This is a genomic window from Chitinibacter sp. FCG-7 (assembly GCF_040047665.1).
Lineage (GTDB): Bacteria > Pseudomonadota > Gammaproteobacteria > Burkholderiales > Chitinibacteraceae > Chitinibacter > Chitinibacter mangrovi.
This window is the reverse complement of the sequence record NZ_CP157355.1, coordinates 572,669-593,873: the sequence shown is the minus strand read 5'-3', so window position 1 is coordinate 593,873 and position 21,205 is coordinate 572,669. Positions and strand designations below refer to the sequence as shown.

The window sequence follows — 21,205 nt, the reverse complement described above, 5'->3', positions numbered from 1 at the left end:
AGCTGATTGCAGACTCGCAAAAAGCCTTGATGATGATCGCCGCAATTGAAGCCCAACGGGCCGGATTATTTAGCCGTCAGCACATCTTACCCAATTTAATCGCCGGCGTGGTGGTGGGGGTGGTGGCGCTGCCGTTGGCGATGGCGTTTGCGATAGCCAGCGGTGCCAAACCCGAGCAGGGGATTTATACCGCGCTGATTGCCGGGATTGTGGTTGGCTTGTGCGGCGGCAGCCGCTTGCAGATTGCCGGGCCAACCGGGGCGTTTATTGTAATTTTGGCGGCGATTACCGCGCAGCACGGCATTGTCGGGCTGGAAATCGCTACGATGATGGCGGGTGTGATCTTGCTGCTGATGGGGCTGGCCAAGCTCGGCGGCGTGATCAAGTTTATCCCCGCTCCGGTGATTGTGGGCTTTACCGCTGGCATTGGCGTCATTATCTGGACTGGCCAATGGCCTGCTTTCTTTGGTATTCCCAGCCCTGCGGCGACGCATTTTCACGAAAAACTATGGCTTATGCTGCACAGCCTGCCCGAGCTGCATCTGGCTACCACGGCGCTGGCGTCCTTGGGGCTCAGTCTGCTGTTGATTACGCCCAAAGTGCCCTATCTGAATAAACTGCCCGGCCCCTTGGTGGCGATGCTGGTGGTGACGCTGATTCAATATTTTGGTCAGTTTGCTGGCGTGGCAACGATTGGCTCGGCCTTTGGCGGCATTCCGCAAGGCTTGCCCAGCTTTGCCTGGCCCGATATCACAATGGCGCGGGTGATCGAGCTGATCGGCCCGGCGTTCACGATTGCGATGCTCGGCGCGATTGAATCGCTGTTGTCGGCTGTGGTCGCCGATGGCATGGCAGGCACGCGGCATGACTCGAATCAGGAGCTGATCGGGCAGGGGCTTGCGAATATGGTCATTCCGCTGTTTGGCGGCTTTGCCGCCACCGGCGCGATTGCCCGCACCGCGACCAATATCCGCAATGGCGGTACCAGCCCGTTGGCCTCGGTGGTGCATTCGCTGGTGCTGTTGCTGATTTTGCTGTTTCTGGCACCACTGGCAGCAAGTATTCCGCTGGCGGTCTTGGCGGCGATTTTGTTTGTCGTGGCGTGGAATATGAGCGAAGTGAAGCATTTCTGGCATATGGCCACGCACGCGCCGCGCGCTGATGTGGCGGTTTTGCTGATTACCTTTGTGCTGACGGTGTTTGCCGATCTGGTCGTTGCGGTGAATATCGGTGTGATTCTGGCAACGATGCATTTTCTGCGCCGCATGGCGATGTCGGTCGAAGTCGGGCCGCAAGATGAAAAAGAGCTGGCGATGGATCTGCTCAGCCAAGGGATGGTCGAGTTACCGAAAGGCGTGCTGGTGTATGTGATTGAAGGGCCGTTTTTCTTTGGCGCGGTTGAAAACTTCCAGCGCGCACTGCAAGCCACGCACACTGACCCCAAAGTGCTGATTATCCGCCTGCATCGCGTGCCATTTATGGACATGACCGGCTTGCAAACGCTGGATGAAGTGATCGCCAATCTGAAAAAGCGTGGTGTGGTGGTGATGCTGTGCGAAGCCAATAGCACCGTGTCGGCCAAGCTGCAGCGCTCTGGCGTCGCTGGCACTGTGCAATTTGACAATGTACTGCCGAGTTTTGCCGCTGCGATCAGCCGCGCTGATGCGCTAAGTCAAACTGCGTCTGATTGAAAGCACTAATTTTGACCAGCCGCCAATTTTGCCAGTGCATCGCCCTATCTAGCGCGCGGTGCGCAGGGTAGAATTGCGTTTTTCGGCCTTATCCTTGCGATCCTGCTTGTATGTCTGCTTCCCGTGTTTCCCCAGCCTCTTTGCCTTCGCACCCGATTGGGGTTTTTGATTCGGGCGTGGGTGGCTTGACGGTGGTGCGTGCCTTGATGGATCGGCTGCCGTTTGAAAATATCATTTATTTTGGCGATACCGCTCGCGTGCCCTACGGCGTGAAGTCGGTAGCGACGATTGAGCATTACACGCAGCAAATTGCTGATTTTTTGCAGCAACAAGACGTCAAAATGTTGATTATTGCCTGCAATACGATGGCGGCAGTGGCGGCTGATAAAGTGCGCGCCAGCGCCAAAGTGCCGGTGCTTGATGTGATCGAGGCGGGTGCGAAAAATGCCGTGGCGCAGACCAAAACTGGCGGTATCGGCGTGATTGGCACACCAACGACGATTAACTCGAATGCCTACGCGCGCGCAATTCATCAGCTCAATCCAGCCACCCGCGTCTACTCGCAAGCCTGCCCGTTGTTTGTACCACTGGTGGAAGAAGGCTGGCTCGATCATGCGGTGACGCGCCTCACGGCGCAGGAATACCTCAAGCCGGTGTTTGTTGAGTCAATTGATACGCTGGTGCTGGGTTGCACGCATTATCCGTTGATCAAACCGCTGTTGATGGATGTCTGCGGTGACCGGATGCAGCTAGTCGATTCGGCCTTGTCGATTGCCGATCAAACGGCCGATATTTTGCAAAGCAGCGGTTTGGCCAATCCGGCCCACACGATGCCCGACTATCGCTTTGTCGTGACCGATTTGCCGGTGAAATTTCAGACCATTGGCGAGCGCTTTCTGGGGCGCAGTCTGGGGAAAATTGAACTGACCCAGTTATAAACCGCAGGCAGTGCCAAAAATACCAAAGCCCGATTAAAAAATCGGGCTGGCGTACAATAAAGCTTAAGCGACGTAGCGTCTGGCTTGCTGGCGATCAAATAAAATGCATTCAACGGCTTCGCGCATTGAATACGCCTTAAACACCGAAAATGCGCTGGGCTGGCGGGCAATTAGTTCGCGCAGGCCATTTTCCAGTGCTTCCAGTTCGCGGTCTGGCAATTCATTCAGCCAGTCATACGGGGTCGAGCCAAAGTTGGGTTTGTGCATGATTTCTTCCTATTTAACACCGGGCTGACTTGCAGCCACACTGATGCCAAATTAAGCCAGCGATTGGCTGCTGTGAAGCTGTTGCCGATAACTGGTTTCTTTGTAAGTATTTGTTTGGTATTAGAAAAATACCTCTGATCGGATAAAGGTAGACAGTATGCTATACGGCGTCACAGTGATATTTATTGCGCTTTTTGCCGGTGAGGCCGTCAACCGCTTGGTGCTTGGCGCGATTCCGGGGCCAGTGACTGGTATGCTGTTGCTGACTTTATTTGCCTTCTTCAGACGCGGATTTGATCGACGAGTGGTGGATTTTTCCAGCGCTCTGTTGCGCTATCTGGCCTTGCTGTTTATTCCGGCTGGCGTTGGCCTGATGACGCTGAGTACCCAGATCAGCAGCCAGGGTTGGGCGCTGTTGCTCACGCTGCTGATTTCAACCGTGATCACCATGAGCGTCACGGCGCTGCTCTTGCAATATCTGCTCAGGCGCAAGCGCGATGCCGCGCCTTATCAGGACGAGCAGCCATGAGCAGCTGGCCGCAGATCTGGCAGCAATTGAGCGCGATCCCGGCGATCTGGCTGGCGCTCACCTTTGCTGTGTTTGCCGTTTGCGATGCGCTACACCGCTGGGCCAGCCCTTATCCGGTGCCGCAAGCCATTTTGCACCCGGTTCTGACCAGTGTAGTGTTGCTGATTGCCGTGCTGTCCATCACCGGTGTGCCGTACGCCTATTATTTTGCCGGTGTGTACCCCATCCATTTATTGCTGGGGCCTGCTACCGTGGCGCTGGCGATTCCGCTGTATGCCAATCTGCAGCGTATTCGCGAGCTGATCTGGCCCTTGCTGATTGCTTTGCTGATTGGCTCGCTAGTGGGGATGCTGTCTGCTTTGCTGCTGGGCCAGCTGCTGGGCCTGTCGGTGCAAAGCCTGATTTCGGTTGCGCCAAAATCGGTCACCACGCCGATTGCCATGGCGTTGGCCCAGCATGCTGGTGGCAATGTATCGCTCGCTGCCGGCTTTGTGATTCTCACTGGCATTTGCGGTGCGGTACTGGCCGCGCCTTTGTTTCGGCTGTTGCGCATTGATAGCGAAATTGCGCAGGGTTTTGCGCTGGGTATTGCTGCGCACGGCGTGGGAACTTCTCGCGCTTTACAGATGTCCGAGACCACAGGCGCGTTCGCCGGTTTGGCGATGGGCCTGAATGGCGTGTTAACATCGCTGATTCTGTCGCTGGTACTCAGCGCCTGGTTTTATATTTTCTGATCTCAAAATTCACTGTGGATTGCTGCGCAAGCCAATGACTATGCTGCGATTTTTCTTTTTGTGCGTGATGGCCTTTGTGCTGCCGGTCAATACCGTGCTGGCGCAGATGCCTGCACACGCCAAAATCGCCGCGGCCCATGCGCAATCAATCCAGCCCGCGCATCAGCACGACCATGCTGCCGTCAGCGACAGCGCAGCACATCATGCCGCCCCAGCACTCAAGTCTGCTAAGCCGCATCTGCATCACGGCTTGTTTGGCAAAGTCAGCGCGCATACGCACGAGCCAGCCCCGCAAGCCGATTGCATCAAAGCCTGTCAGGCGATGCCCGGCTCCATGCTGGTCAATGCACTATTTGTTTCCCCATTGCCACTCAATGCTGTACTGGTTGGCATCCCCGTGGCTGCACTTGCAGGCATCACGGTTCCCCCGCTGGAAGACCCGCCTAAAATGCGCGCCTGAGTGGCGCGTAGTCGATTTTTCTCCTGATTTCAACACCTGCTCCGGCGCTTGATGCGGTGGTACTGCGCATCGGCGGCTATGCCTGCGTCGGGTGCGTACTGCCAGATTCATGGTGGCGATTTGCCATCTTGCTGGCCAGTGGTATTCGGAGTTTTCAATCGGCTATTGCGCCTCAAATCCAAAATCAGCAGACCTGCGGGTCTGATTTTCTGGAAATGAAAACAGGTGCATTTTTATGCAATCAATACGATTTCGCACGTGCATGGCATGTTGCGTATTTATTGCGCTGCCCGTTCAGGCGGGCAGTATCAAAGAGGTGTTTGAGCTGGCTAGCGCCAGCGACACACTCCTCCTCACAGCGCAACAGCGCAAAACAGACAGCACGCTGCGCAACGCCAGCGCACTGACGCCCGAGCCGCCCTCGCTGAGCATTTCGGCGGCCAACTCACTTGATCAGCAATTGCTGCCCAAACAGGGCGCGCGCGAATATGAGGTCGAGCTGGGCATTCCACTGTGGCAGTGGGGGCAAAAAAACCGGCTGCAGGCGCAATTGCAGCAGGCGGGCGATGCAGAGCAGAGTCAGTTATTGCTGGCACGCTGGGAGTTGGCAGGCGCGGTGCGCGAAGCTGTCTGGGCTGCGCGCATTGCGCAGCACGAGCAAGCCTTAGCGCAGCAAAAAGTCACGCTTTTGCACGATATTGCCGACGATCTGGCGCGCCAGCTCAAAGCCGGTGAAGTGGCCCCGCTGGAGCATAACCTGGCCAATCAGGCATTGCTTGAAGCGCAGCTGCAGCTGGCTCAGCGCGCACAGCAGGCACGCGCCAGCCTGCAACAATTTCAGTCTTTGGCTGGCGAGCAGACGCCTCTGCCCGACAATACAGAAACCCTCACTCCCGATGCAGACCTTACCCGCGTTGCGCATCCGCAGCGGCTGCTATGGCAAGCGCAGGCGCGCTTGGCGCAATCGCAGCTGGCACAGGCGCAATTTGATACGCGCGATACGCCGGAGCTGGCGCTGAGCTTGACGCGCGAGCGCGGCGATGCGGCGGAGGCGTATCAAAATCGGGGCCGGATTTCACTGCGTATTCCTTTTGGCAGCGACGGTCGCACGCAGGCGCGAATCAGCAGCGCCAATCTTGAGTTGATCACCGCGCAAACCGGCGCACAGCGCGCAGAGCGGCAAATCGGCGCGCAGCAGCAAGCGGCCAGTCAGGCGCTTGAGCTGGCGCAGCAAAGCGTGCAGTTCCAGCGGCAAAACCTGCAATTGGCGAGCCAGAGCTGGGAATGGCAGCAGCGTAGCTATCGCGCTGGACAAATCGGCTTGAGTGCTTTTCTGACCGCACAAACGGCATTTCTCGAGCGTAGTTTTGCCCTGCAGCGTGCCGAGCTCGAACTCGGTCTTGCCCAATCCCGTTATTTACAAACTCTAGGGGTATTGCCATGAAGCGAATTACTGTATTGATCTGTGGCCTGATACTCAGTGCAGTATCCTGGGCGCACGGCGATGAAGACCACGGCGCAGCGCCGCATCCTCAAACGCTATCGAGCGCTGCACCCAGTGCCGAAACGGCCACGCGCGATTTCGAGCTGCTGGCCAGCATGGACGGCGAAACGCTGATCGTCCATCTGAATCATTTTGCCGACAACCGGCCCGTGGCCAATGCCGAGATCGAAGTCGAAAGCGGCAGCTTTAAAACCCGGCTCAAGGCAGTGTCGGCGGGGGTTTACCAAGCCAGCGCCGCGCCGCTGGCCAAGCCGGGCGAGCATGCGCTGGCGCTGACCGTGCTGGCGGGGGAAGAAGCCGACTTGCTCGATACCACGCTTAAAGTCGCCGCGCCGCTAGCGCCGCAGACGAGCAAATTTGCAGGCCAGCAGGATTGGTTGGTCGGGGTAGGGCTGGTGGTGGCAGGGCTACTGCTGATCGTGGCGCTGGCGCTGGGATTGCGCCGCCGCAAAGGACACACATCATGAAATTGAATGCTACTTTTCTCAATCTGGGTCTCAGTCTGGGTCTGGCCGTGTTGCCAATCACGCAAAGCGCGTGGGCGGGCGGTGGTGACGACCATAGTCACGCTGCACCCGCGCCGGTCAACGCCAACAATAAACCGCAACGCCTGCCCGATGGCCGCGTTTTTGTCCCGAAAGCCACGCAATACCAGCTGGGAGTGATCACGCAGCCTGCGCAGACGACAACAACCAATAAAACACTGGAGCTGAACGGCCATGTGGTGATGGACCCCAACCGCGGCGCGCGCGTGCAAGCCAGTAGTGGCGGGCGTATCAGCGCCTCGGCTGGCGGCTTGCCCTTGCTGGGCAGCAAGGTGAAAAAAGGACAGGTGCTGGCGTGGGTGAAACCGGCGCAAAGCAGCTATGAGGCGGCGCAGCAGCAGGCCGACTTGGCTGAAGTGCGCGCCAATCTGGCGCAAGCCGAGCAAACGCTGGCGCGTCTGCGTCAGCTGGAAGGCTCGGTGCCGCGCAAGGACATCGATGCCGCTCAGGCGCAATTGAGTGCTTTGCGCGCACGCAGCGCAGCGCTGTCGGCGGCCAGCGGCGGCGAAGCCTTGCGCGCCAGCGTCGATGGCGTGATTGCGGCGAGCAATATTGCCAATGGCCAGGTGGTTGATCCATCGACGATCCTGTTTGAAATCGTCGCTCCGCAAGGCTTTCTGATCGAGGCGCTGGCTTATGATCCGGCGCTGGTGTCGCAAATCGGCGGCGCGGCTTTTAATGGCGTGCCTTTGCGCTATCTGGGCGGTGCCAGCGCCTTGCGCGACGGTGCTTTGCCGCTGCTGTTTGCGCCGACTGCGGCGATGCCGCTGGCTTTGGGGCAGGTGGTCAAGGTGGTGGCCAGCACGCGCGAACCAGTGCGCGGCGTGGTGTTACCGGCCAGTGCGGTGGTCAAAAATGCCAGCAATCAGACCGTGGTCTGGGTGCTTGAGCAGGCGCAAGTGCTGCGCGCTGTGGCCGTGCAGCCGATGCCGCTCGACGGCAAGCGCGTGCTGGTGGGGCAGCTCAAGGGCGGTGAGCGGGTGGTGATTGACGGTGCCAATCTGATTAACCAGATTCGCTAAGCGCATGCCCTCGAAAATGCCAATGCGTTTGCCGCAGGCGGCCTGCTGCAAACCGTTGAGAAGGATACAAAAATGTTTAATTGGATAGTCAATGCCAGTTTGAAAAACCGGCTATTTGTCATCGCCGTGGCCACCATCATGATGGTTTACGGCGGCTATACCGCCAGCCGGATGCCGGTGGACGTGTTTCCCGACCTGAACAAACCCACCGTGACCATCATGACCGAGGCGGGCGGCATGGCGCCCGAAGAAGTTGAACAGCTGGTCAGCTTTCCGCTGGAAACCTCGCTCAACGGCATGCCTGGCGTGACGCGCGTGCGCTCGGTTTCGGGCGTCGGCTTGTCGATTGTTTACGCCGAATTTGCCTGGGGCTCGGACATCTATCGCAACCGGCAGCTGGTTGCCGAGCGGCTGGCCGAAGTCAAAGGCCAGCTGCCCGATGGCATTAGCCCGGCGATGGGGCCGATCTCGTCAGTGATGGGCGAAATCATGCTGATTGCTTTTCCGGTTCAGCAGAAGGCGGGCAGAGCGCAATACGATGGCGCGCAGCAGGGTATGGCGGTGCGCGAATACGTTGATTTTGTGCTGCGCCCGCGTTTGTTGTCGATTCCGGGTGTGGCGCAGGTGATCCCAATTGGCGGCGAAGTGCGGCAATTTCGCGTCGAGCCCGATTCGGCCAGAATGGCGCAGCTCTCTGTAGGGTATAGCGATATAGAGATTGCACTGAATGGCTTTGCGAGTAATACCAGTGGTGGGTATTTGGAGCAGAATGCGCGTGAATACCTGATCCGCAATATGGGGCGCACCACGCGGCTGGCCGATATGCAAAATCTGGCGGTGAAGGTTGTCAATGGCCAGCCTGTGCTGCTCAAGCAAGTCGCTGAAGTGAAATTTGCCCCGGCATTCAAGCGTGGCGACGCCGGTTTCAATGGTCAGCCTGCGGTGATTATCGGTGTGCAAAAACAGCCCACGGCCGATTCGGTGCGCGTCACGCGTGAAGTGGAGGCCGCGCTGGCCAGCTTGAGCAAAGCCTTGCCCGCTGGCGTGAGCCAGCCTCAGGTGTCGTTCCGGCAAGCCGATTTTATCGAGGCCTCGGTTGATAATGTCGAAGAAGCGCTGCGCGATGGTGCCATCATGGTGGCGGTGATTCTGTTCCTGTTTTTGATGAACACGCGAACGACGATCATCTCGCTGACCGCCATTCCGCTCTCGCTGGGGCTGACTTTTCTGATTTTTCAGGCGCTGGGTCTGTCGGTGAATGTGATGACGCTGGGCGGGCTGGCGATTGCGATTGGCGAGCTGGTCGACGATGCACTGGTTGATGTGGAAAACGTGCTGCGGCGCTTAAAGGAGCAAAAACCGCAAGGTGCGCTAGCAGCGATCAGCGTGATTGCCAAGGCGTGCAATGAGGTGCGCTCGGGTGTTGTCGTCGCGACGATGGTGGTTGTGCTGGTCTTTGTGCCGCTATTTGCCTTGCCGGGAATGGAAGGGCGGCTGTTTGCACCGCTGGGCATTGCCTATATCACGTCGATTCTGGCCAGCTTGCTGGTCGCGCTGACGGTGACGCCAGTGATGTGCTACTACCTGTTACCGAAAATGAAGCAAATCGAGCATGGCGATTCCAAGCTGGTGCAATGCTTAAAACGCCATGATCAGCGGCTGCTTGAAAGCTCGTTTGGTCGCGCCAGATCGCTGCTTGCCGCCAGTGTGTTGATGCTGGTGCTGGCCATCGCCAGCCTGCCCTATTTGCCACGTGCTTTTTTGCCCGCGTTTAACGAAGGTACTTTGCTGGTCAGCTTGCTGCTTAATCCGGGCACGTCGCTGGCTGAATCAAACCGCATTGGCCAGCTGGCCGAAACGCTGGCGCAGCAAGTGCCCGAAGTACAAAGCGTGGGCCGCCGCACGGGTCGCGCCGAGCTGGACGAGCACGCTGAAGGCGTCCACACCAGCGAGCTGGACATTGATCTTAAGCCATCGGATCGACCGCGCGAGCAGGTGCTCGCCGATATTCGCCAGCGCCTGTCTGCCTTGCCTGCGACAGTGATGCTGGGGCAGCCGATTTCGCACCGGCTCGATCATTTACTCTCTGGCGTGCGCGCGCAAATCGCACTGAAAATCTATGGCGACGATCTCGATACCTTGCGCGCGCAAGCGGCAGCTTTGCAGCAGAAGTTGTCGGCGGTGCCGGGCCTGACGGATTTGCAGATCGAGAAACAAGTCTTGATTCCGCAGCTGAAAGTGCAGATTGATTACGATAAAGCTGCGCAGCTGGGCGTCGCACCGGGCACTTTGCTCAGCACGCTGGAGGCGCTGAGCGAGGGCGATACGGTGGCGCAGATTGTTGACCAGAACAAGCGTTTTGATCTGGTGATCCGCCTGCCTGATTCCGCGCGCGATGCGGCCGGTCTGGCCAATATCCTGATCGACACGCCGCACGGCAAAGTGCCGCTCTCGCAAGTGGCCAGCATCGAAGAAGGCGACGGCCCCAACCAGATCGGCCGTGAAAATGGTCGGCGGCGGATTGTGATTTCGGCCAATACGGATGGCAGCGACATGGCGCAAATCATCACGCAGATGCGGCAGGTGCTTTCCGCTACGCCCTTGCCCGAAGGGTATTTTGCCAGTCTGGAAGGGCAGTTTCAGGCACAGGAAGATGCGACACGGCTGATTGCCTTGCTATCGATTGTGTCGCTCGCGCTGATTTTTATGGTGCTGTACACGCGTTATCAATCGGCGGTGCTGGCGGGCATGATTATGGCCAATATTCCGATGGCGCTGATTGGCAGCGTGGTGGCGATGTGGCTGGGCGGGATTTCATTGTCGGTTGCGTCGATGGTCGGCTTTATTACGCTGACCGGCATCGCGACGCGTAACGGTATTTTGAAAGTCAGCCATTACATTAATTTGTGCAAATTTGAAGGCGAAAGCTTTGGCCAGGCGATGATTGTACGTGGCTCGCTCGAACGTTTGACACCCGTGCTGATGACCGCGCTGACGGCCGCGCTGGCTTTAACGCCGCTCTTATTTGCCGCCGATGCGCCGGGCAAAGAGATTTTGCATCCGGTGGCGGTGGTGATTTTTGGCGGGCTGATCAGCTCGACCGTGCTCGATACTTTGCTCACGCCGCTGATGTTCTGGTTGTACGGCAAAAAGCCGCTTGAGCATTTGTTGGCGCAAAAGACGCAGGAGGCGTTTTAAGTTCAATTGCACCGAGTTTTTGATGTTTTAATTCTTTTAATCGTTGATGTTTTAGATAGGAACCTGACATGAAAAAAGCACTCTTTATTTTGACCTTCCTGTTGTCTGGCGCAGCATTCGCGCATGACGATGCCACGATGGCCGCGATGAAAGCCCCCAATGGCGGCCAGCTGAAAATGGCTGGCTGGTATCATTTTGAGCTGGTCAGTAAAGGCTCGGATGTGATCATTTACATCACCGATCATGCCAATGTGGCCAAGCCATCCAAAGATGTGAAAGGCAAGCTCACCATTCTGGATGGCGGCAAAAAACAGGACATCACGCTCACCCCGGCTGCGCCCAACCTCTTGAAAGGCAAACTGAACGGCAAACTGGGGCAGAAGGCCAAAGTGCTCGCCAGTATTACCTTCGCTGACGGGCGCACCGAGCAGGCGCGCTATGAAATGGGGGCTTCTGCCAACGCCAGCGCAGACCATAGCAATCATCATTGATCTGATTTTGCGCTTGTGCAGTGATAAAAAAAGCCGGCCTTCTGACGAAGCCGGCTTTTTTATGCTTGGGTGATTACCAGTTGGTTTCACGCTCGGGGCTGGCGGAAATCTGGTGGATGCTCAAGTCCGCGCCGTTGAATTCCTCTTCGTCAGACAAACGAATCCCGACGGTTTTTTTCAGTACGCCGTAGACGATGTAGCCGCCAACAAACGCAATCACGATGCCCATCAGTGTGCCGACGATTTGCGCAAGGATACTCACCCCACCCATACCACCCAAGGCCTCGCTACCAAAGATACCCGCAGCAATACCCCCCCATGCACCGCAGATGCCATGCAACGGCCAGACGCCAAGCACGTCGTCGATTTTCCATTTATTCTGCGTAATCGTGAATAGATAAACAAACATGCCGCCCGCTGCACCGCCAACGATCAGCGCACCGAGCGGGTGCATGATGTCCGAGCCCGCACACACGGCGACCAAACCCGCGAGCGGGCCGTTATGGATAAAGCCGGGGTCGTTCTTGCCGGTGAAAGTGGCAACCAGCGTGCCGCCGACCATCGCCATCAGCGAGTTCATCGCGACCAGACCCGAAATGCCTTCGATTTTTTGCGCGCTCATGACGTTAAAGCCAAACCAGCCGACGATCAGAATCCACGCGCCGAGCGCCAGAAACGGGATGCTTGAAGGTGGATGCGCAGCGATACGGCCTTCCTTGCTATAGCGACCACGACGCGCACCAAGATGGAGCACGGCAGCCAGACCAATCCAGCCGCCGACGGCATGAACAACGACCGAGCCTGCGAAATCATGGAAAGTCGCGCCAAAGCTCGCTTTCATCCAGTCCTGCACGCCAAAGTTGTTATTCCAGATCATGCCTTCAAAAAAGGGATAAACCAGCCCGACCAGAATAAAGGTGGCGGCGGTTTGCGGGTGAAACTTGGCGCGCTCGGCAATCCCGCCCGAGACAATCGCCGGTATCGCCGCAGCAAAAGTCACCAGAAAGAAGAACTTCACCATGCCATAGCCGCTGGCGAGATTGAGCTCGCTCACTGGCGCAAGCAGATTGACGCCGTAGGCGACGCTATAGCCAATAAAGAAATAAGCGATGGTCGAAACGGCAAAGTCGGTCAAGATTTTGACCAGCGCATTGACCTGATTTTTCTTGCGCACGGTGCCCAACTCCAGAAAAGCAAAGCCGGCGTGCATCGCCAAAATCATAATGGCACCCAATAAAATAAACAGTACGTCCGTACTGGTGCGAAATGCGTCCATGTGTGCTCTCGTGTGTGATCGTTTTTATGGCACGAGTGCTAGCAAAGAGCATGCCAATGCGCAAAGCTGGTGCGTATGCAGTGCGTGCAGGGTTTTCAGGCTCTAATGGGGGTGGGTGAGTGCTATTTCGTGGTGCAAGCAGGGTGAGTTGTGTAATAAGTTTGCACTTTGTTGGTGCGTGATTTGTGCTCGATTTTGCGTTGGGTAGTTAAAGGTGGGGAATTGAACTCACTGCCGCGGCAGTAAATCGTTGGAAAACATCGGGAATTTGAAGCATTACGAGGCCCTGCTGGTATCCCCACCCCGACTCGAACGGGGATCTTTCGCTTAGGAGGCAAGTGCTCTATCCTGTTGAGCTATGGGGACAATACCGAGCGGCATTCTACGTTTTTCGCGGCCCGGCGTCTATCGGTCTTGGTTCCGGGCTGCTTCGCTTGTGCGGCGGCTCCTTGGCTTGGCCCATCCTCTGTTGCTGTTTTAGCCACACCCGGCCGGATATTCGCGGCAATTTAGCTTAAATTGATCAGGCTCAGACCGGTTGAGCCAGATATGTTCACAATAAAGCGATGTACTGCGCTGATCTTGCTGGCGCATCTCGGGCATTTTCCGCCGAATCAATCAAAGGAGCTGTTCATGCTACGAAGCACTAAAATTGTTGCCACCCTGGGCCCGGCATCCAACGATGCGGCCATGCTGGCGCGTCTGGTCGAGGCGGGGGTCAATATGGTTCGCCTCAATTTCTCGCATGGCTCGGCGCAGGATCATATTGACCGTGCGGCGATGGTGCGCGAGCAGGCTAAAAAAGCCGGGCGACCGATTGCGATTATGGTCGATCTGCAAGGCCCGAAAATCCGCGTTGGCAAGTTTAAAAAAAACAAGATCGAGCTGGTCAAAGGCGCGCGCTTTATCCTGGATGCCGCGTGCGAGCTGGGTGATCAGAATACGGTGGGGCTCGATTACAAAGAACTGCCTAATGATGTTGAGGCTGGCAATATCCTGCTGCTTGATGATGGCAAAATCCAGCTGATTGTCGATGCGGTTGAAGGTAGCAAAGTGCATACCACGGTGCTGATGGGCGGTACGCTGTCGAATAATAAAGGCATCAATCGGCAAGGCGGGGGGCTGACCGCGCCTGCGCTAACGGGCAAGGATATGGAGGACATCAAGGTGGCGGCCAAACTGCATGCCGATTATGTCGCCGTGTCGTTTCCAAAAAGCGCTGCCGATATGTATATGGCGCGTACCTTGTTGCGCGCAGCGGGCAGTAAGGCCTTGCTGATTGCCAAGATCGAGCGCACCGAGGCGATTGCCAATCTGGACGAAATCCTGGAAGCGTCTGATGGCATCATGGTTGCGCGGGGTGATCTGGCGGTTGAAGTCGGTGATGCGGCGGTGCCTGCCTTGCAAAAACGCATGATCAAGGCCGCGCGCCGAATGAATAAACTGACGATCACCGCCACGCAGATGATGGAGTCGATGATTGCCAGCCCGGTGCCTACCCGCGCTGAAGTTTCTGACGTGGCCAATGCTGTGCTCGATGGCACCGATGCGGTAATGCTGTCTGCCGAAACAGCGGCAGGGCAGTATCCGGTGGAAACCGTCGAGGCCATGTCCAGAATCTGTCTGGAGGCCGAAAAATCGCAAGATTATAAAGTGAGCAACGCGGCTTTGCTCGATGGCGAATATACCCGCGTTGACCAGACCATTTCGATGGCTGCGCTGTTTGCCTCGAATCACCTGAATGTCAAAGTGATTGCCGCTTTAACCCAGTCTGGGTCGTCCGCACTGTGGATGTCGCGCGTGATTTCCGGTGTGCCGATTTATGCGCTGACGCCGGAGGCGGAAACTTATAGCCGTCTGTCCTTGTTCCGCGATGTTGAGCCGGTGATGCTTTCGCACGACAATACAGACCGCGAATCACTGCTGGTGCGTGCCGAGCTGGAAATGTTGCGCCGGGGCATTGTGCAGCAGGGTGATCTGATTGCATTTACCTTCGGTGATGTGGTCGGCATGCTGGGTGGCACCAACTGCCTGAAAATTGTCCGGGCGGGTGAATCGCAAAAGCAGCGATAAGATTGAGCCACTCCGAATAGCAAAAAGGCCGCAATTGCGGCCTTTTTATTGGGTATTGCCCTGTAGTGCAATTCCAGATTGATCTACAAGGATATACCCTGCTTATACTTTGAAGCGGCCAAACATCTCGCGCAAGAATCCGGCCAGATGGTTGAGCTGGGCCACCGAATCATTGGCGCGGTGCAGGGCGGCATCCGATTGCTGCATTTGATTGGTAATGTTTTCCGCGCTTTGTGCCATCATTGTGGTCGCATCTTGCTGCTCTTTGGTTGCGTGTGCGATTTCGCTCATTTTCTCCATCACCTGGCTCATATTCTGGCGAATATCGACAATCTTGCTGGCCGCATTATTCGATAATGCCACGCCGCTTTGTACTGCACCCAGCGTTGATTCCATATTGCGGACTGCTGCATTGGTTTCACCGCGAATACCATCGATCATGCCGGTAATTTCCAGCGTGGCCGAGCTGGTGCGTTCAGCGAGCTTGCGCACTTCATCGGCCACCACGGCAAAGCCACGGCCTTGTTCGCCAGCGCGCGCAGCTTCGATGGCGGCATTCAGTGCCAGCAAATTGGTCTGATCGGCAATTTCCTTGATCACCTGAATAATGCCGCTAATATCCTGGCTGCGCTGATTGAGTCGATCCAGCAAGGACGACAGCTCGCTCACTTCGGTGGCCGATTTGCCCACTTCATTGGCCACTTCGTTCATGGTTTTGGCCGAATCGGCCGATAGTGCACCGGTATTGTTCACCAGATGGTTGGCTTCACCAGCGTTGTCGGCAATGTGACTGATGCTGACGGTGATTTCCTCAATCGTCGCTGCGTTGGTGGCAGCCATGTCTGACAAAATGCGCGAGTCATTAGACAGCGTATTGAGTACCTGATTGATTTGCTGCACGCCTACGGTCAGGTTTTCGGTTTCCTTGCGCAAATCGCTGAACATCGTGCGCAGACGGTCGGTGAACTGGTTGAAGGCCTTGGCGGTTTGCGCAATTTCATCATCGCCATCAATCTGAATTTTGCGCGTCAGATCGCCTTCACCCTGAGAAATCTCGACCATGCCTTTACGGATTTTCAGCAAGCCGGCCATCATCCGGTTCACCAGCACGCTGGCCAGCGGAATGACGATCAACAAAATCACCACCAGTGTGGCAATGGCAGTCCACAGCAGCTGGTTTAAGGGGGCCAGTGCGGTGGCTTTGTCGATCACCATCATCAGCACGACATCACTGCCGTCGATGGCTTTGGCGTAAACATATTTGCCCTCGCCGTTGATTTCAGTATCCAGAAAATCCTGGCTGGCAGAAATCTTGGCCAGATTGGCCGCGGAAATATCAGGATTAAGGTCGGTGGTAGGTTTAAGAATTTTGGCCTGATCCGAGTGCACCAGAATCGTGCCGGCTTTGTCCACCAGCAGGGCATAGCCATTGCCGGTCATTTTGATATTCAGCACGTCTTTAACGATGTCATCAAGGAAAATATCGGTGCCAACGACGCCAAAGAAGGCGCCATTTTTTTTCACCGGTGCAGCAAAAGAAATAATTAGCCGTTTGGTACCTGCATCAACATATGGCGCAGTCATCACGGTTTTGTTTTCTTTCTGTGCCTGTTGATACCACGGGCGTGAAGTCGGATCGTAACCTTCCGGCAGGCCCAGATCACGGGAGACGATCATCTGTTTGTCCTGCGTGCCTAGGTAGGCTGAATCAAACAGCGCACTTTTTGATCCCTGCAGCAGTACCGGGGTGAAGTCGGTAGCGCCTTCCAGCGCAGTGGCAATCGCGCTAACGATCATTTTCTTATCAGCCATCCAGTTTCTCAGCATGACGCTGTAACCGGTTTCAATGCCAATAATTTCGTTGCGCAATCCGACATTAATCATTTCGTCGCGCATTTTGGTGTAAGCCCCGATTGTCAGGACTGAGGTGACAACCAGAATGAGCACCGCAATAAAAGCGATCAGCCTTGCGCGTAAGGAATTAAACATTGTGCACTCCGTGTGGACAGATATTTTGTTATAAGATTATTAGCTTACTATCGGCATAAATGCGAGTTGCTAAAGGAGCAAATCTTATTTCCGGCTTGAAATGGCTGTCAATCGGGGTTTTTATCGTTTTTTGTAAGTTTTTGGTATTTTTGAACTCAGTTTTTTGGCAGTTATTTGATTGTATTTCCTGGTCTTGACTTTAATTACGATTGCAGCGCAGCACGCCGGGCACTTCCTGCAAACGTGAGAAAATGCGCAGCAATTGTTCGTTATCACGAATTTCAATGGTGAATGAAATCCGCGAGCGTCCATCTCGAACCTGCATATTGGCCGCGCTGACGTTGATTTTTTCGCGTGACATGATGTCGGTCAGATCGCGCAATAAGCTGGCGCGCTCAATGGCTTCTACCAGAATATCCACGGCAAACACATGGCCGCTTTTGGCCAGATTGCCCCAGTCGGCGCGAATCAGCCGCTCTGGTGCTTCTGCTGCCAGGCGTTTCAGGGCAGGGCAATCGCAGCGGTGGATTGAAATGCCACGCCCCTTGGTGACATACCCCATCACTGCGTCGGGTGGCACGGGTTTGCAGCACTTGGCGAGCATCGTCATCAGTTTGTCGATGCCCTCGATCAGAATACCCTCGCCATATTGCGTAGCGCGTGCGGCACGGACAAAGTCTTCCGGCGTTTCTGTCGCTTCGGGTTCTACCGGGCGTAATGCGTCGCTAAAGGCCAGATTAAGCTCGCGCAGGCTCACTTCGCCCTGACCCAGAGCAATATGCACTTCGGCGATGGTTTTGTAGCCCAGCCGCTCGGCGACCAGATCCTGATTCAGCTGGCTCGCACCTGCACGTGCCGATTCTTTGTCGTACAGATTTTTGCCCGCCTCGATGGCGACATCCAGATTTTGCTGGCGTATCCAGTGGCGGATTTTTTGCGCAGCGCGGTGGCTTTTGACGTAGCCCTGATGCAGCCAGTCCAAGCTCGGGCCGCCTTCCTTGCAGGACAGTACTTCAATCCGCTGGCCGTTTTCCAGTGCGGTATTGAGCGGTACGATCTGGCCATTGATTTTGGCGCCACGGCAGCGATGCCCCAGATCGGTATGCAAATGGTAAGCAAAGTCGACCGGTGTGCTGCCTTTTGGCAACGAAATGACGCGCCCAGCCGGGGTGAGCACATAAATCGTGTCTTCAAATAATTCGGCTTTGAATGCATCGGTAAATTTATCGTCGGTGGCAACGTCGTCGCGCCAGTCGAGCAGCTGGCGCAACCAGGCGATTTTTTCTTCATAGCGCGCATCGCCATGGCCGCCTTCTTTGTAGCGCCAGTGCGCCGCCACACCGTATTCGGCGTGATCGTGCATATCAAAAGTGCGGATTTGCACTTCGACGGCTTTATCTTGCGGGCCGATTACCGCTGTGTGCAGGCTGCGGTAGAAGTTACCCTTGGGCTGCGCGATGTAGTCATCAAATTCGCCAGGAATCGGCTGCCACAGGTTATGCACGATGCCGAGAACCGTATAGCAATCTTTCACGTCATCGACCAGCACCCGCACGGCGCGGATGTCGTATAGCTCGGAAAAATCGAGCTTTTTCTTCTGCATCTTTTTCCAGATGCTGTAGATATGCTTGGGGCGCCCCATCAAATCGACATGCGTCACGCCCGCTTTGGCGAGTTCTCCGCGCAAAGTACCGAGTACTTCGGCGATGAAATATTCGCGATCGACACGGCGCTCGTCGAGCAGCTTGGCGATTTTCTTGTAAGTATCGGTGTGCAGGAAACGGAAACCGAGGTCTTCCAGCTCCCATTTGATTTGCCACACCCCCAGGCGATTGGCCAGCGGTGCGAAAACATCCAGCGTTTCCTGCGCGATTTTTCTGCGGCGCTCCTCGCTGATTTTGGCAATGCTGTGCATCGTTTGCGTGCGCCACGCCAGCTTGATCAGTACGGCGCGAATATCTTCGACCATGGCCAATAGCATCTTGCGCTGCGCTTCGACTTGCTGCGCGTAATCGTCGGCCTTGCCTGCTGCCGGTTTGGCCAGCGCTCGCAGCTTGCGCACTTTGCTGATGCCATCGACCAGCGAGGCCACGATAGGGCCAAAGCGCTTGTCGGTTTGCTCGGCTGATTTTTCAACAAAATCCGGGATGCAGAACAGTAGCGCCGCAATGACTGCGTTGGCGTCCATACGCAAATCGGCAACGATGGACGCGCTGGCCACCGCGTGCAGAAACAGCGATTCATCAGTATCGGGATTGAGTGCTTTGCCGTAAACCTCGGCAATCCAGTCCAGCGCCTCGCGTAGGCGCGCTATCTCACTGGGCGGATAGCGCTCGGCCAGTGCGGCGAGCCAGCGATCAGGGTCGGCCGCTTCGGCAATGGATTGAGCAAGAGGGCGGGTGACTGCGACCATAAAAAATGCGATGTCCTGTGTGCGAATGCCCGGGGGATCTTGCCAGAAGGCAACAAACCATTAGTGTGCGTTCAGCATATTTTGTTCAGTGGTGAATTTTGCCCAAAATAAAAGGTCTGTCATAGCTTATTGATGATGAATATTTACATATGCCGAAAAAAATATTGCGTCGCTGGCTGCCTGATCAGCACACCTTGCATCAGAACCGGTTTTTGCGCCGGTTTGCGCACTGGTTTGAGCACCCCAATTTATGGCATCTGAACCGCCGCTCGGTGGCTGGGGGTGTGGCTGCGGGCATGATCGGCGGGCTGATTCCTGGCCCTTTGCAGGTGATTACGGCGTCAGTGCTGGCGCTGGGCTTTCGTGTTAATTTGCCGGTGGCGATTTTTGCAACTTTTTATACCAACCCGTTCACGATTGCGCCGATTTACTGGCTGGCCTTTTTGCTTGGCTCCTGGGTGACGGGGCAGGATGGTAGCGCCACCATGGCGCAAATTCCATCGCTGATGGATTTGACCTTTTTCGATTGGCTTGCTGCGATGGGGGTATGGGTTCAATCGTTGGGAATGCCGCTGCTGATTGGTCTGCCCTTATTAGGGTTTTTGCTAGCGACAAGCAGCTATCTGCTTGTGCAATTGCTGTGGCGCTTGTGGATATATTTTGCGCTACGCAAGAGAGCTAAACAGCCGCGAAACAAAGTTTAATACCGAACCGGGTATATTAATGTAGGCTTTAATCAATAATGCTTGTATTGATATACCCCGTTCAATCAAGCTGAATGCACCTCACACCTCACACCTCACACCATCAGTAATTGGTGCTGGCCAGCTGGATTTCATCCTGCAAGCGGTGCATCAGTTCCAATCGGGTCGCTGCGATTTGACCTGCGGCCACAGCGCTGAGAATCGCGCAGCCGGGCTCTTGGCGATGGCGGCAGTTGCTAAAGCGGCATTGCCCAACGTGCGGTGACATATCGGCCATCAGGTGGGGCAGCGATTCGGCGCGCATATGCGCCAGCCCGAACGATTGCAGGCCGGGCGAATCGATTAGCTCGGCCGCCTTTGTAAAATCACTCACATTTAATTTATAAAGCTGCGCGTGTGTCGTCGTATGCTTGCCCGAATCGAGCGCGACTGATATTTCATTCACCCGTGCATTGGCTTCGGGAATCAGCGCATTGGTAATCGTTGATTTACCCATGCCCGATTGGCCAACCAGCACCGAAATCTGCCCGTCCAGCCAAGGCAGCAAGGGGCTCAGATCTTCTTTGGCCGAGATTTCAACCACTGGGTAATCAAACTGCTTGTAGTAAGCCAGCCGCTCACGCGCGGCCTCGCTTTCGGGCAGATCGCATTTATTCAGGCAAATCACCGCGCGGATATTGGCGTCCGCTGCGGCGAGCAGCGCGCGGCCGATTAGCTCATCCGAAAAACTCGGCACCGATGCGACAACGATAATAATCTGCGTCACATTGGCAGCGATCAGTTTGCTTTTCCATTGATCCGAGCGATAGAGCAGCGTTTTGCGCTCCAGCGCCTTGTTGATCACCGCCTGCTCGGCGTTGAGTACGTCGATGGCGACATAATCGCCGCAGGCATAATCGGTTTTTTTGCCTCGGGTCGAGGCGGAAAGGCGGCGGCCATCGTCAAGTTCAACGATATAAACTTTGCCGTAGCTGGTCACAATGCGGGCAGTGGTAGCGGTCATGAAGCCTTGATCTGTTGGTCTACGCTTTGAGTTGATCAACCCGGGCAGCGCAGATGAAGTCATTGCGGGAAAGACCGCCCGCTGAATGGGTATTCCACGTCAGCTTGCAGCGGCCAAAGGTCAGGTCTATCGAAGGATGATGGTCTTGCTGCTGCGCGATGTACGCAACGGCATTGGCAAAGGCCATTGTTTCGTGAAAATTGCGAAAGCGGAAGGTCTTTTCCAGGCTGCCGTTGACCATAATCCAGTCCTGCAGGTCGGTCGAGAGCATTTCTGCCGCTACATCGTCCAGTTTGGGGGCTTTATCAATACAGTTTTCTTGTGCCAAGGCCATGATTACATCCCGTTGGTGCTGGTTAAAATGTAAT

At 55.9% G+C, this 21,205-nt stretch carries 18 protein-coding genes and 1 tRNA gene; 12 read left to right on the top strand and 7 right to left on the bottom strand.

Annotation, left to right across the window (positions count from 1 at the left end):
- Positions 1 to 29: 29 nt before the first annotated feature.
- Entirely contained in the window at positions 30 to 1,691 is a 1,662-nt protein-coding gene (locus ABHF33_RS02745) for a SulP family inorganic anion transporter (RefSeq protein WP_348945527.1), read from the top strand.
- Between the two features lie 110 nt (positions 1,692 to 1,801).
- Entirely contained in the window at positions 1,802 to 2,629 is an 828-nt protein-coding gene (gene murI / locus ABHF33_RS02740; RefSeq protein ID WP_348945526.1) for a glutamate racemase, read from the top strand.
- A gap of 63 nt (positions 2,630 to 2,692) precedes the next feature.
- On the opposite strand, the gene ABHF33_RS02735 is transcribed toward murI, so the two are convergent.
- Positions 2,693 to 2,896: a hypothetical protein gene (locus ABHF33_RS02735; protein ID WP_348945525.1), complete on the bottom strand. Its 204-nt coding sequence runs from the start codon at positions 2,894 to 2,896 to the stop codon at positions 2,693 to 2,695.
- Between the two features lie 157 nt (positions 2,897 to 3,053).
- On the opposite strand from ABHF33_RS02735, the gene ABHF33_RS02730 reads away from it, so the two are divergent.
- The 8 genes from ABHF33_RS02730 to ABHF33_RS02695 all read left to right on the top strand — a co-directional run bounded on the left by ABHF33_RS02730 (position 3,054) and on the right by ABHF33_RS02695 (position 11,379).
- Positions 3,054 to 3,425 carry a CidA/LrgA family protein gene (locus ABHF33_RS02730; RefSeq protein WP_348945524.1) on the top strand — a complete coding sequence of 124 codons (372 nt, stop codon included), beginning with the start codon at positions 3,054 to 3,056 and terminating at the stop codon, positions 3,423 to 3,425.
- Positions 3,422 to 4,159: an LrgB family protein gene (locus tag ABHF33_RS02725; RefSeq protein ID WP_348945523.1), complete on the top strand. Its 738-nt coding sequence runs from the start codon at positions 3,422 to 3,424 to the stop codon at positions 4,157 to 4,159. The genes ABHF33_RS02730 and ABHF33_RS02725 overlap by 4 nt, the downstream gene beginning before the upstream one ends.
- Positions 4,160 to 4,193: 34 nt before the next feature.
- Complete coding sequence (locus tag ABHF33_RS02720) at positions 4,194 to 4,619, top strand: hypothetical protein (RefSeq protein ID WP_348945522.1); 426 nt, start codon at positions 4,194 to 4,196, stop codon at positions 4,617 to 4,619.
- A 235-nt stretch (positions 4,620 to 4,854) separates the two neighbouring features.
- Positions 4,855 to 6,063, top strand: coding sequence for a TolC family protein (locus tag ABHF33_RS02715; protein ID WP_348945521.1), 1,209 nt, complete (start codon positions 4,855 to 4,857; stop codon positions 6,061 to 6,063).
- Positions 6,060 to 6,590: a hypothetical protein gene (locus tag ABHF33_RS02710; protein WP_348945520.1), complete on the top strand. Its 531-nt coding sequence runs from the start codon at positions 6,060 to 6,062 to the stop codon at positions 6,588 to 6,590. The genes ABHF33_RS02715 and ABHF33_RS02710 overlap by 4 nt, the downstream gene beginning before the upstream one ends.
- The gene (locus ABHF33_RS02705; protein WP_348945519.1) at positions 6,587 to 7,690 is read left to right on the top strand and encodes an efflux RND transporter periplasmic adaptor subunit; all 1,104 of its coding nucleotides are present in this window, start codon (positions 6,587 to 6,589) and stop codon (positions 7,688 to 7,690) included. The genes ABHF33_RS02710 and ABHF33_RS02705 overlap by 4 nt, the downstream gene beginning before the upstream one ends.
- A 72-nt stretch (positions 7,691 to 7,762) precedes the next feature.
- Positions 7,763 to 10,888, top strand: coding sequence for an efflux RND transporter permease subunit (locus ABHF33_RS02700; protein ID WP_348945518.1), 3,126 nt, complete (start codon positions 7,763 to 7,765; stop codon positions 10,886 to 10,888).
- 68 nt (positions 10,889 to 10,956) lie between these two features.
- Positions 10,957 to 11,379, top strand: coding sequence for a hypothetical protein (locus ABHF33_RS02695; protein ID WP_348945517.1), 423 nt, complete (start codon positions 10,957 to 10,959; stop codon positions 11,377 to 11,379).
- Between the two features lie 73 nt (positions 11,380 to 11,452).
- Here the strand turns inward: ABHF33_RS02695 and ABHF33_RS02690 are convergent, their stop codons facing one another.
- Positions 11,453 to 12,655: an ammonium transporter gene (locus tag ABHF33_RS02690; protein ID WP_157313891.1), complete on the bottom strand. Its 1,203-nt coding sequence runs from the start codon at positions 12,653 to 12,655 to the stop codon at positions 11,453 to 11,455.
- A gap of 290 nt (positions 12,656 to 12,945) precedes the next feature.
- Positions 12,946 to 13,021 (bottom strand) — tRNA-Arg (locus ABHF33_RS02685).
- 267 nt (positions 13,022 to 13,288) lie between these two features.
- Here ABHF33_RS02685 and pyk point away from each other — a divergent pair.
- The gene (pyk, locus tag ABHF33_RS02680) at positions 13,289 to 14,728 is read left to right on the top strand and encodes a pyruvate kinase (protein ID WP_157313890.1); all 1,440 of its coding nucleotides are present in this window, start codon (positions 13,289 to 13,291) and stop codon (positions 14,726 to 14,728) included.
- Between the two features lie 102 nt (positions 14,729 to 14,830).
- Here the strand turns inward: pyk and ABHF33_RS02675 are convergent, their stop codons facing one another.
- Together ABHF33_RS02675 and ABHF33_RS02670 are read right to left on the bottom strand one after the other, a co-directional pair.
- On the bottom strand, positions 14,831 to 16,717 hold the full coding sequence (locus ABHF33_RS02675; RefSeq protein WP_348945516.1) for a methyl-accepting chemotaxis protein: 1,887 nt from the start codon (positions 16,715 to 16,717) through the stop codon (positions 14,831 to 14,833).
- Between the two features lie 199 nt (positions 16,718 to 16,916).
- A complete protein-coding gene (locus ABHF33_RS02670; RefSeq protein ID WP_348945515.1) occupies positions 16,917 to 19,130 on the bottom strand; it encodes a RelA/SpoT family protein in 2,214 nt (737 codons plus the stop codon).
- 149 nt (positions 19,131 to 19,279) lie between these two features.
- Here ABHF33_RS02670 and ABHF33_RS02665 point away from each other — a divergent pair, with 149 nt between their 5' ends.
- The gene (locus ABHF33_RS02665) at positions 19,280 to 19,834 is read left to right on the top strand and encodes a DUF2062 domain-containing protein (RefSeq protein WP_348945514.1); all 555 of its coding nucleotides are present in this window, start codon (positions 19,280 to 19,282) and stop codon (positions 19,832 to 19,834) included.
- Positions 19,835 to 19,937: 103 nt separating this feature from the next.
- Here the strand turns inward: ABHF33_RS02665 and rsgA are convergent, their stop codons facing one another.
- Both rsgA and ABHF33_RS02655 read right to left on the bottom strand, forming a co-directional pair.
- On the bottom strand, positions 19,938 to 20,837 hold the full coding sequence (gene rsgA, locus ABHF33_RS02660; RefSeq protein WP_348945513.1) for a ribosome small subunit-dependent GTPase A: 900 nt from the start codon (positions 20,835 to 20,837) through the stop codon (positions 19,938 to 19,940).
- 19 nt (positions 20,838 to 20,856) lie between these two features.
- Positions 20,857 to 21,171, bottom strand: a complete 315-nt coding sequence (locus ABHF33_RS02655) for a 4a-hydroxytetrahydrobiopterin dehydratase (protein ID WP_348945512.1) — start codon at positions 21,169 to 21,171, stop codon at positions 20,857 to 20,859.
- Between the last annotated feature and the right edge of the window lie 34 nt (positions 21,172 to 21,205).

Excerpts from the sequence above, each read along its gene's own strand:
- ABHF33_RS02700 (WP_348945518.1), top strand. The coding sequence starts at position 7,763 with ATGTTTAATTGGATAGTCAATGCCAGTTTGAAAAACCGGCTATTTGTC.
- ABHF33_RS02670 (WP_348945515.1), bottom strand. The coding sequence starts at position 19,130 with ATGGTCGCAGTCACCCGCCCTCTTGCTCAATCCATTGCCGAAGCGGCC.
- ABHF33_RS02655 (WP_348945512.1), bottom strand. The coding sequence starts at position 21,171 with ATGGCCTTGGCACAAGAAAACTGTATTGATAAAGCCCCCAAACTGGAC.
- ABHF33_RS02710 (WP_348945520.1), top strand. The coding sequence starts at position 6,060 with ATGAAGCGAATTACTGTATTGATCTGTGGCCTGATACTCAGTGCAGTA.
- rsgA (WP_348945513.1), bottom strand. The coding sequence starts at position 20,837 with ATGACCGCTACCACTGCCCGCATTGTGACCAGCTACGGCAAAGTTTAT.
- ABHF33_RS02705 (WP_348945519.1), top strand. The coding sequence starts at position 6,587 with ATGAAATTGAATGCTACTTTTCTCAATCTGGGTCTCAGTCTGGGTCTG.
- ABHF33_RS02715 (WP_348945521.1), top strand. The coding sequence starts at position 4,855 with ATGCAATCAATACGATTTCGCACGTGCATGGCATGTTGCGTATTTATT.
- pyk (WP_157313890.1), top strand. The coding sequence starts at position 13,289 with ATGCTACGAAGCACTAAAATTGTTGCCACCCTGGGCCCGGCATCCAAC.
- ABHF33_RS02675 (WP_348945516.1), bottom strand. The coding sequence starts at position 16,717 with ATGTTTAATTCCTTACGCGCAAGGCTGATCGCTTTTATTGCGGTGCTC.
- murI (WP_348945526.1), top strand. The coding sequence starts at position 1,802 with ATGTCTGCTTCCCGTGTTTCCCCAGCCTCTTTGCCTTCGCACCCGATT.
- ABHF33_RS02735 (WP_348945525.1), bottom strand. The coding sequence starts at position 2,896 with ATGCACAAACCCAACTTTGGCTCGACCCCGTATGACTGGCTGAATGAA.
- ABHF33_RS02730 (WP_348945524.1), top strand. The coding sequence starts at position 3,054 with ATGCTATACGGCGTCACAGTGATATTTATTGCGCTTTTTGCCGGTGAG.
- ABHF33_RS02690 (WP_157313891.1), bottom strand. The coding sequence starts at position 12,655 with ATGGACGCATTTCGCACCAGTACGGACGTACTGTTTATTTTATTGGGT.
- ABHF33_RS02665 (WP_348945514.1), top strand. The coding sequence starts at position 19,280 with ATGCCGAAAAAAATATTGCGTCGCTGGCTGCCTGATCAGCACACCTTG.
- ABHF33_RS02720 (WP_348945522.1), top strand. The coding sequence starts at position 4,194 with ATGACTATGCTGCGATTTTTCTTTTTGTGCGTGATGGCCTTTGTGCTG.
- ABHF33_RS02725 (WP_348945523.1), top strand. The coding sequence starts at position 3,422 with ATGAGCAGCTGGCCGCAGATCTGGCAGCAATTGAGCGCGATCCCGGCG.
- ABHF33_RS02695 (WP_348945517.1), top strand. The coding sequence starts at position 10,957 with ATGAAAAAAGCACTCTTTATTTTGACCTTCCTGTTGTCTGGCGCAGCA.
- ABHF33_RS02745 (WP_348945527.1), top strand. The coding sequence starts at position 30 with ATGATGATCGCCGCAATTGAAGCCCAACGGGCCGGATTATTTAGCCGT.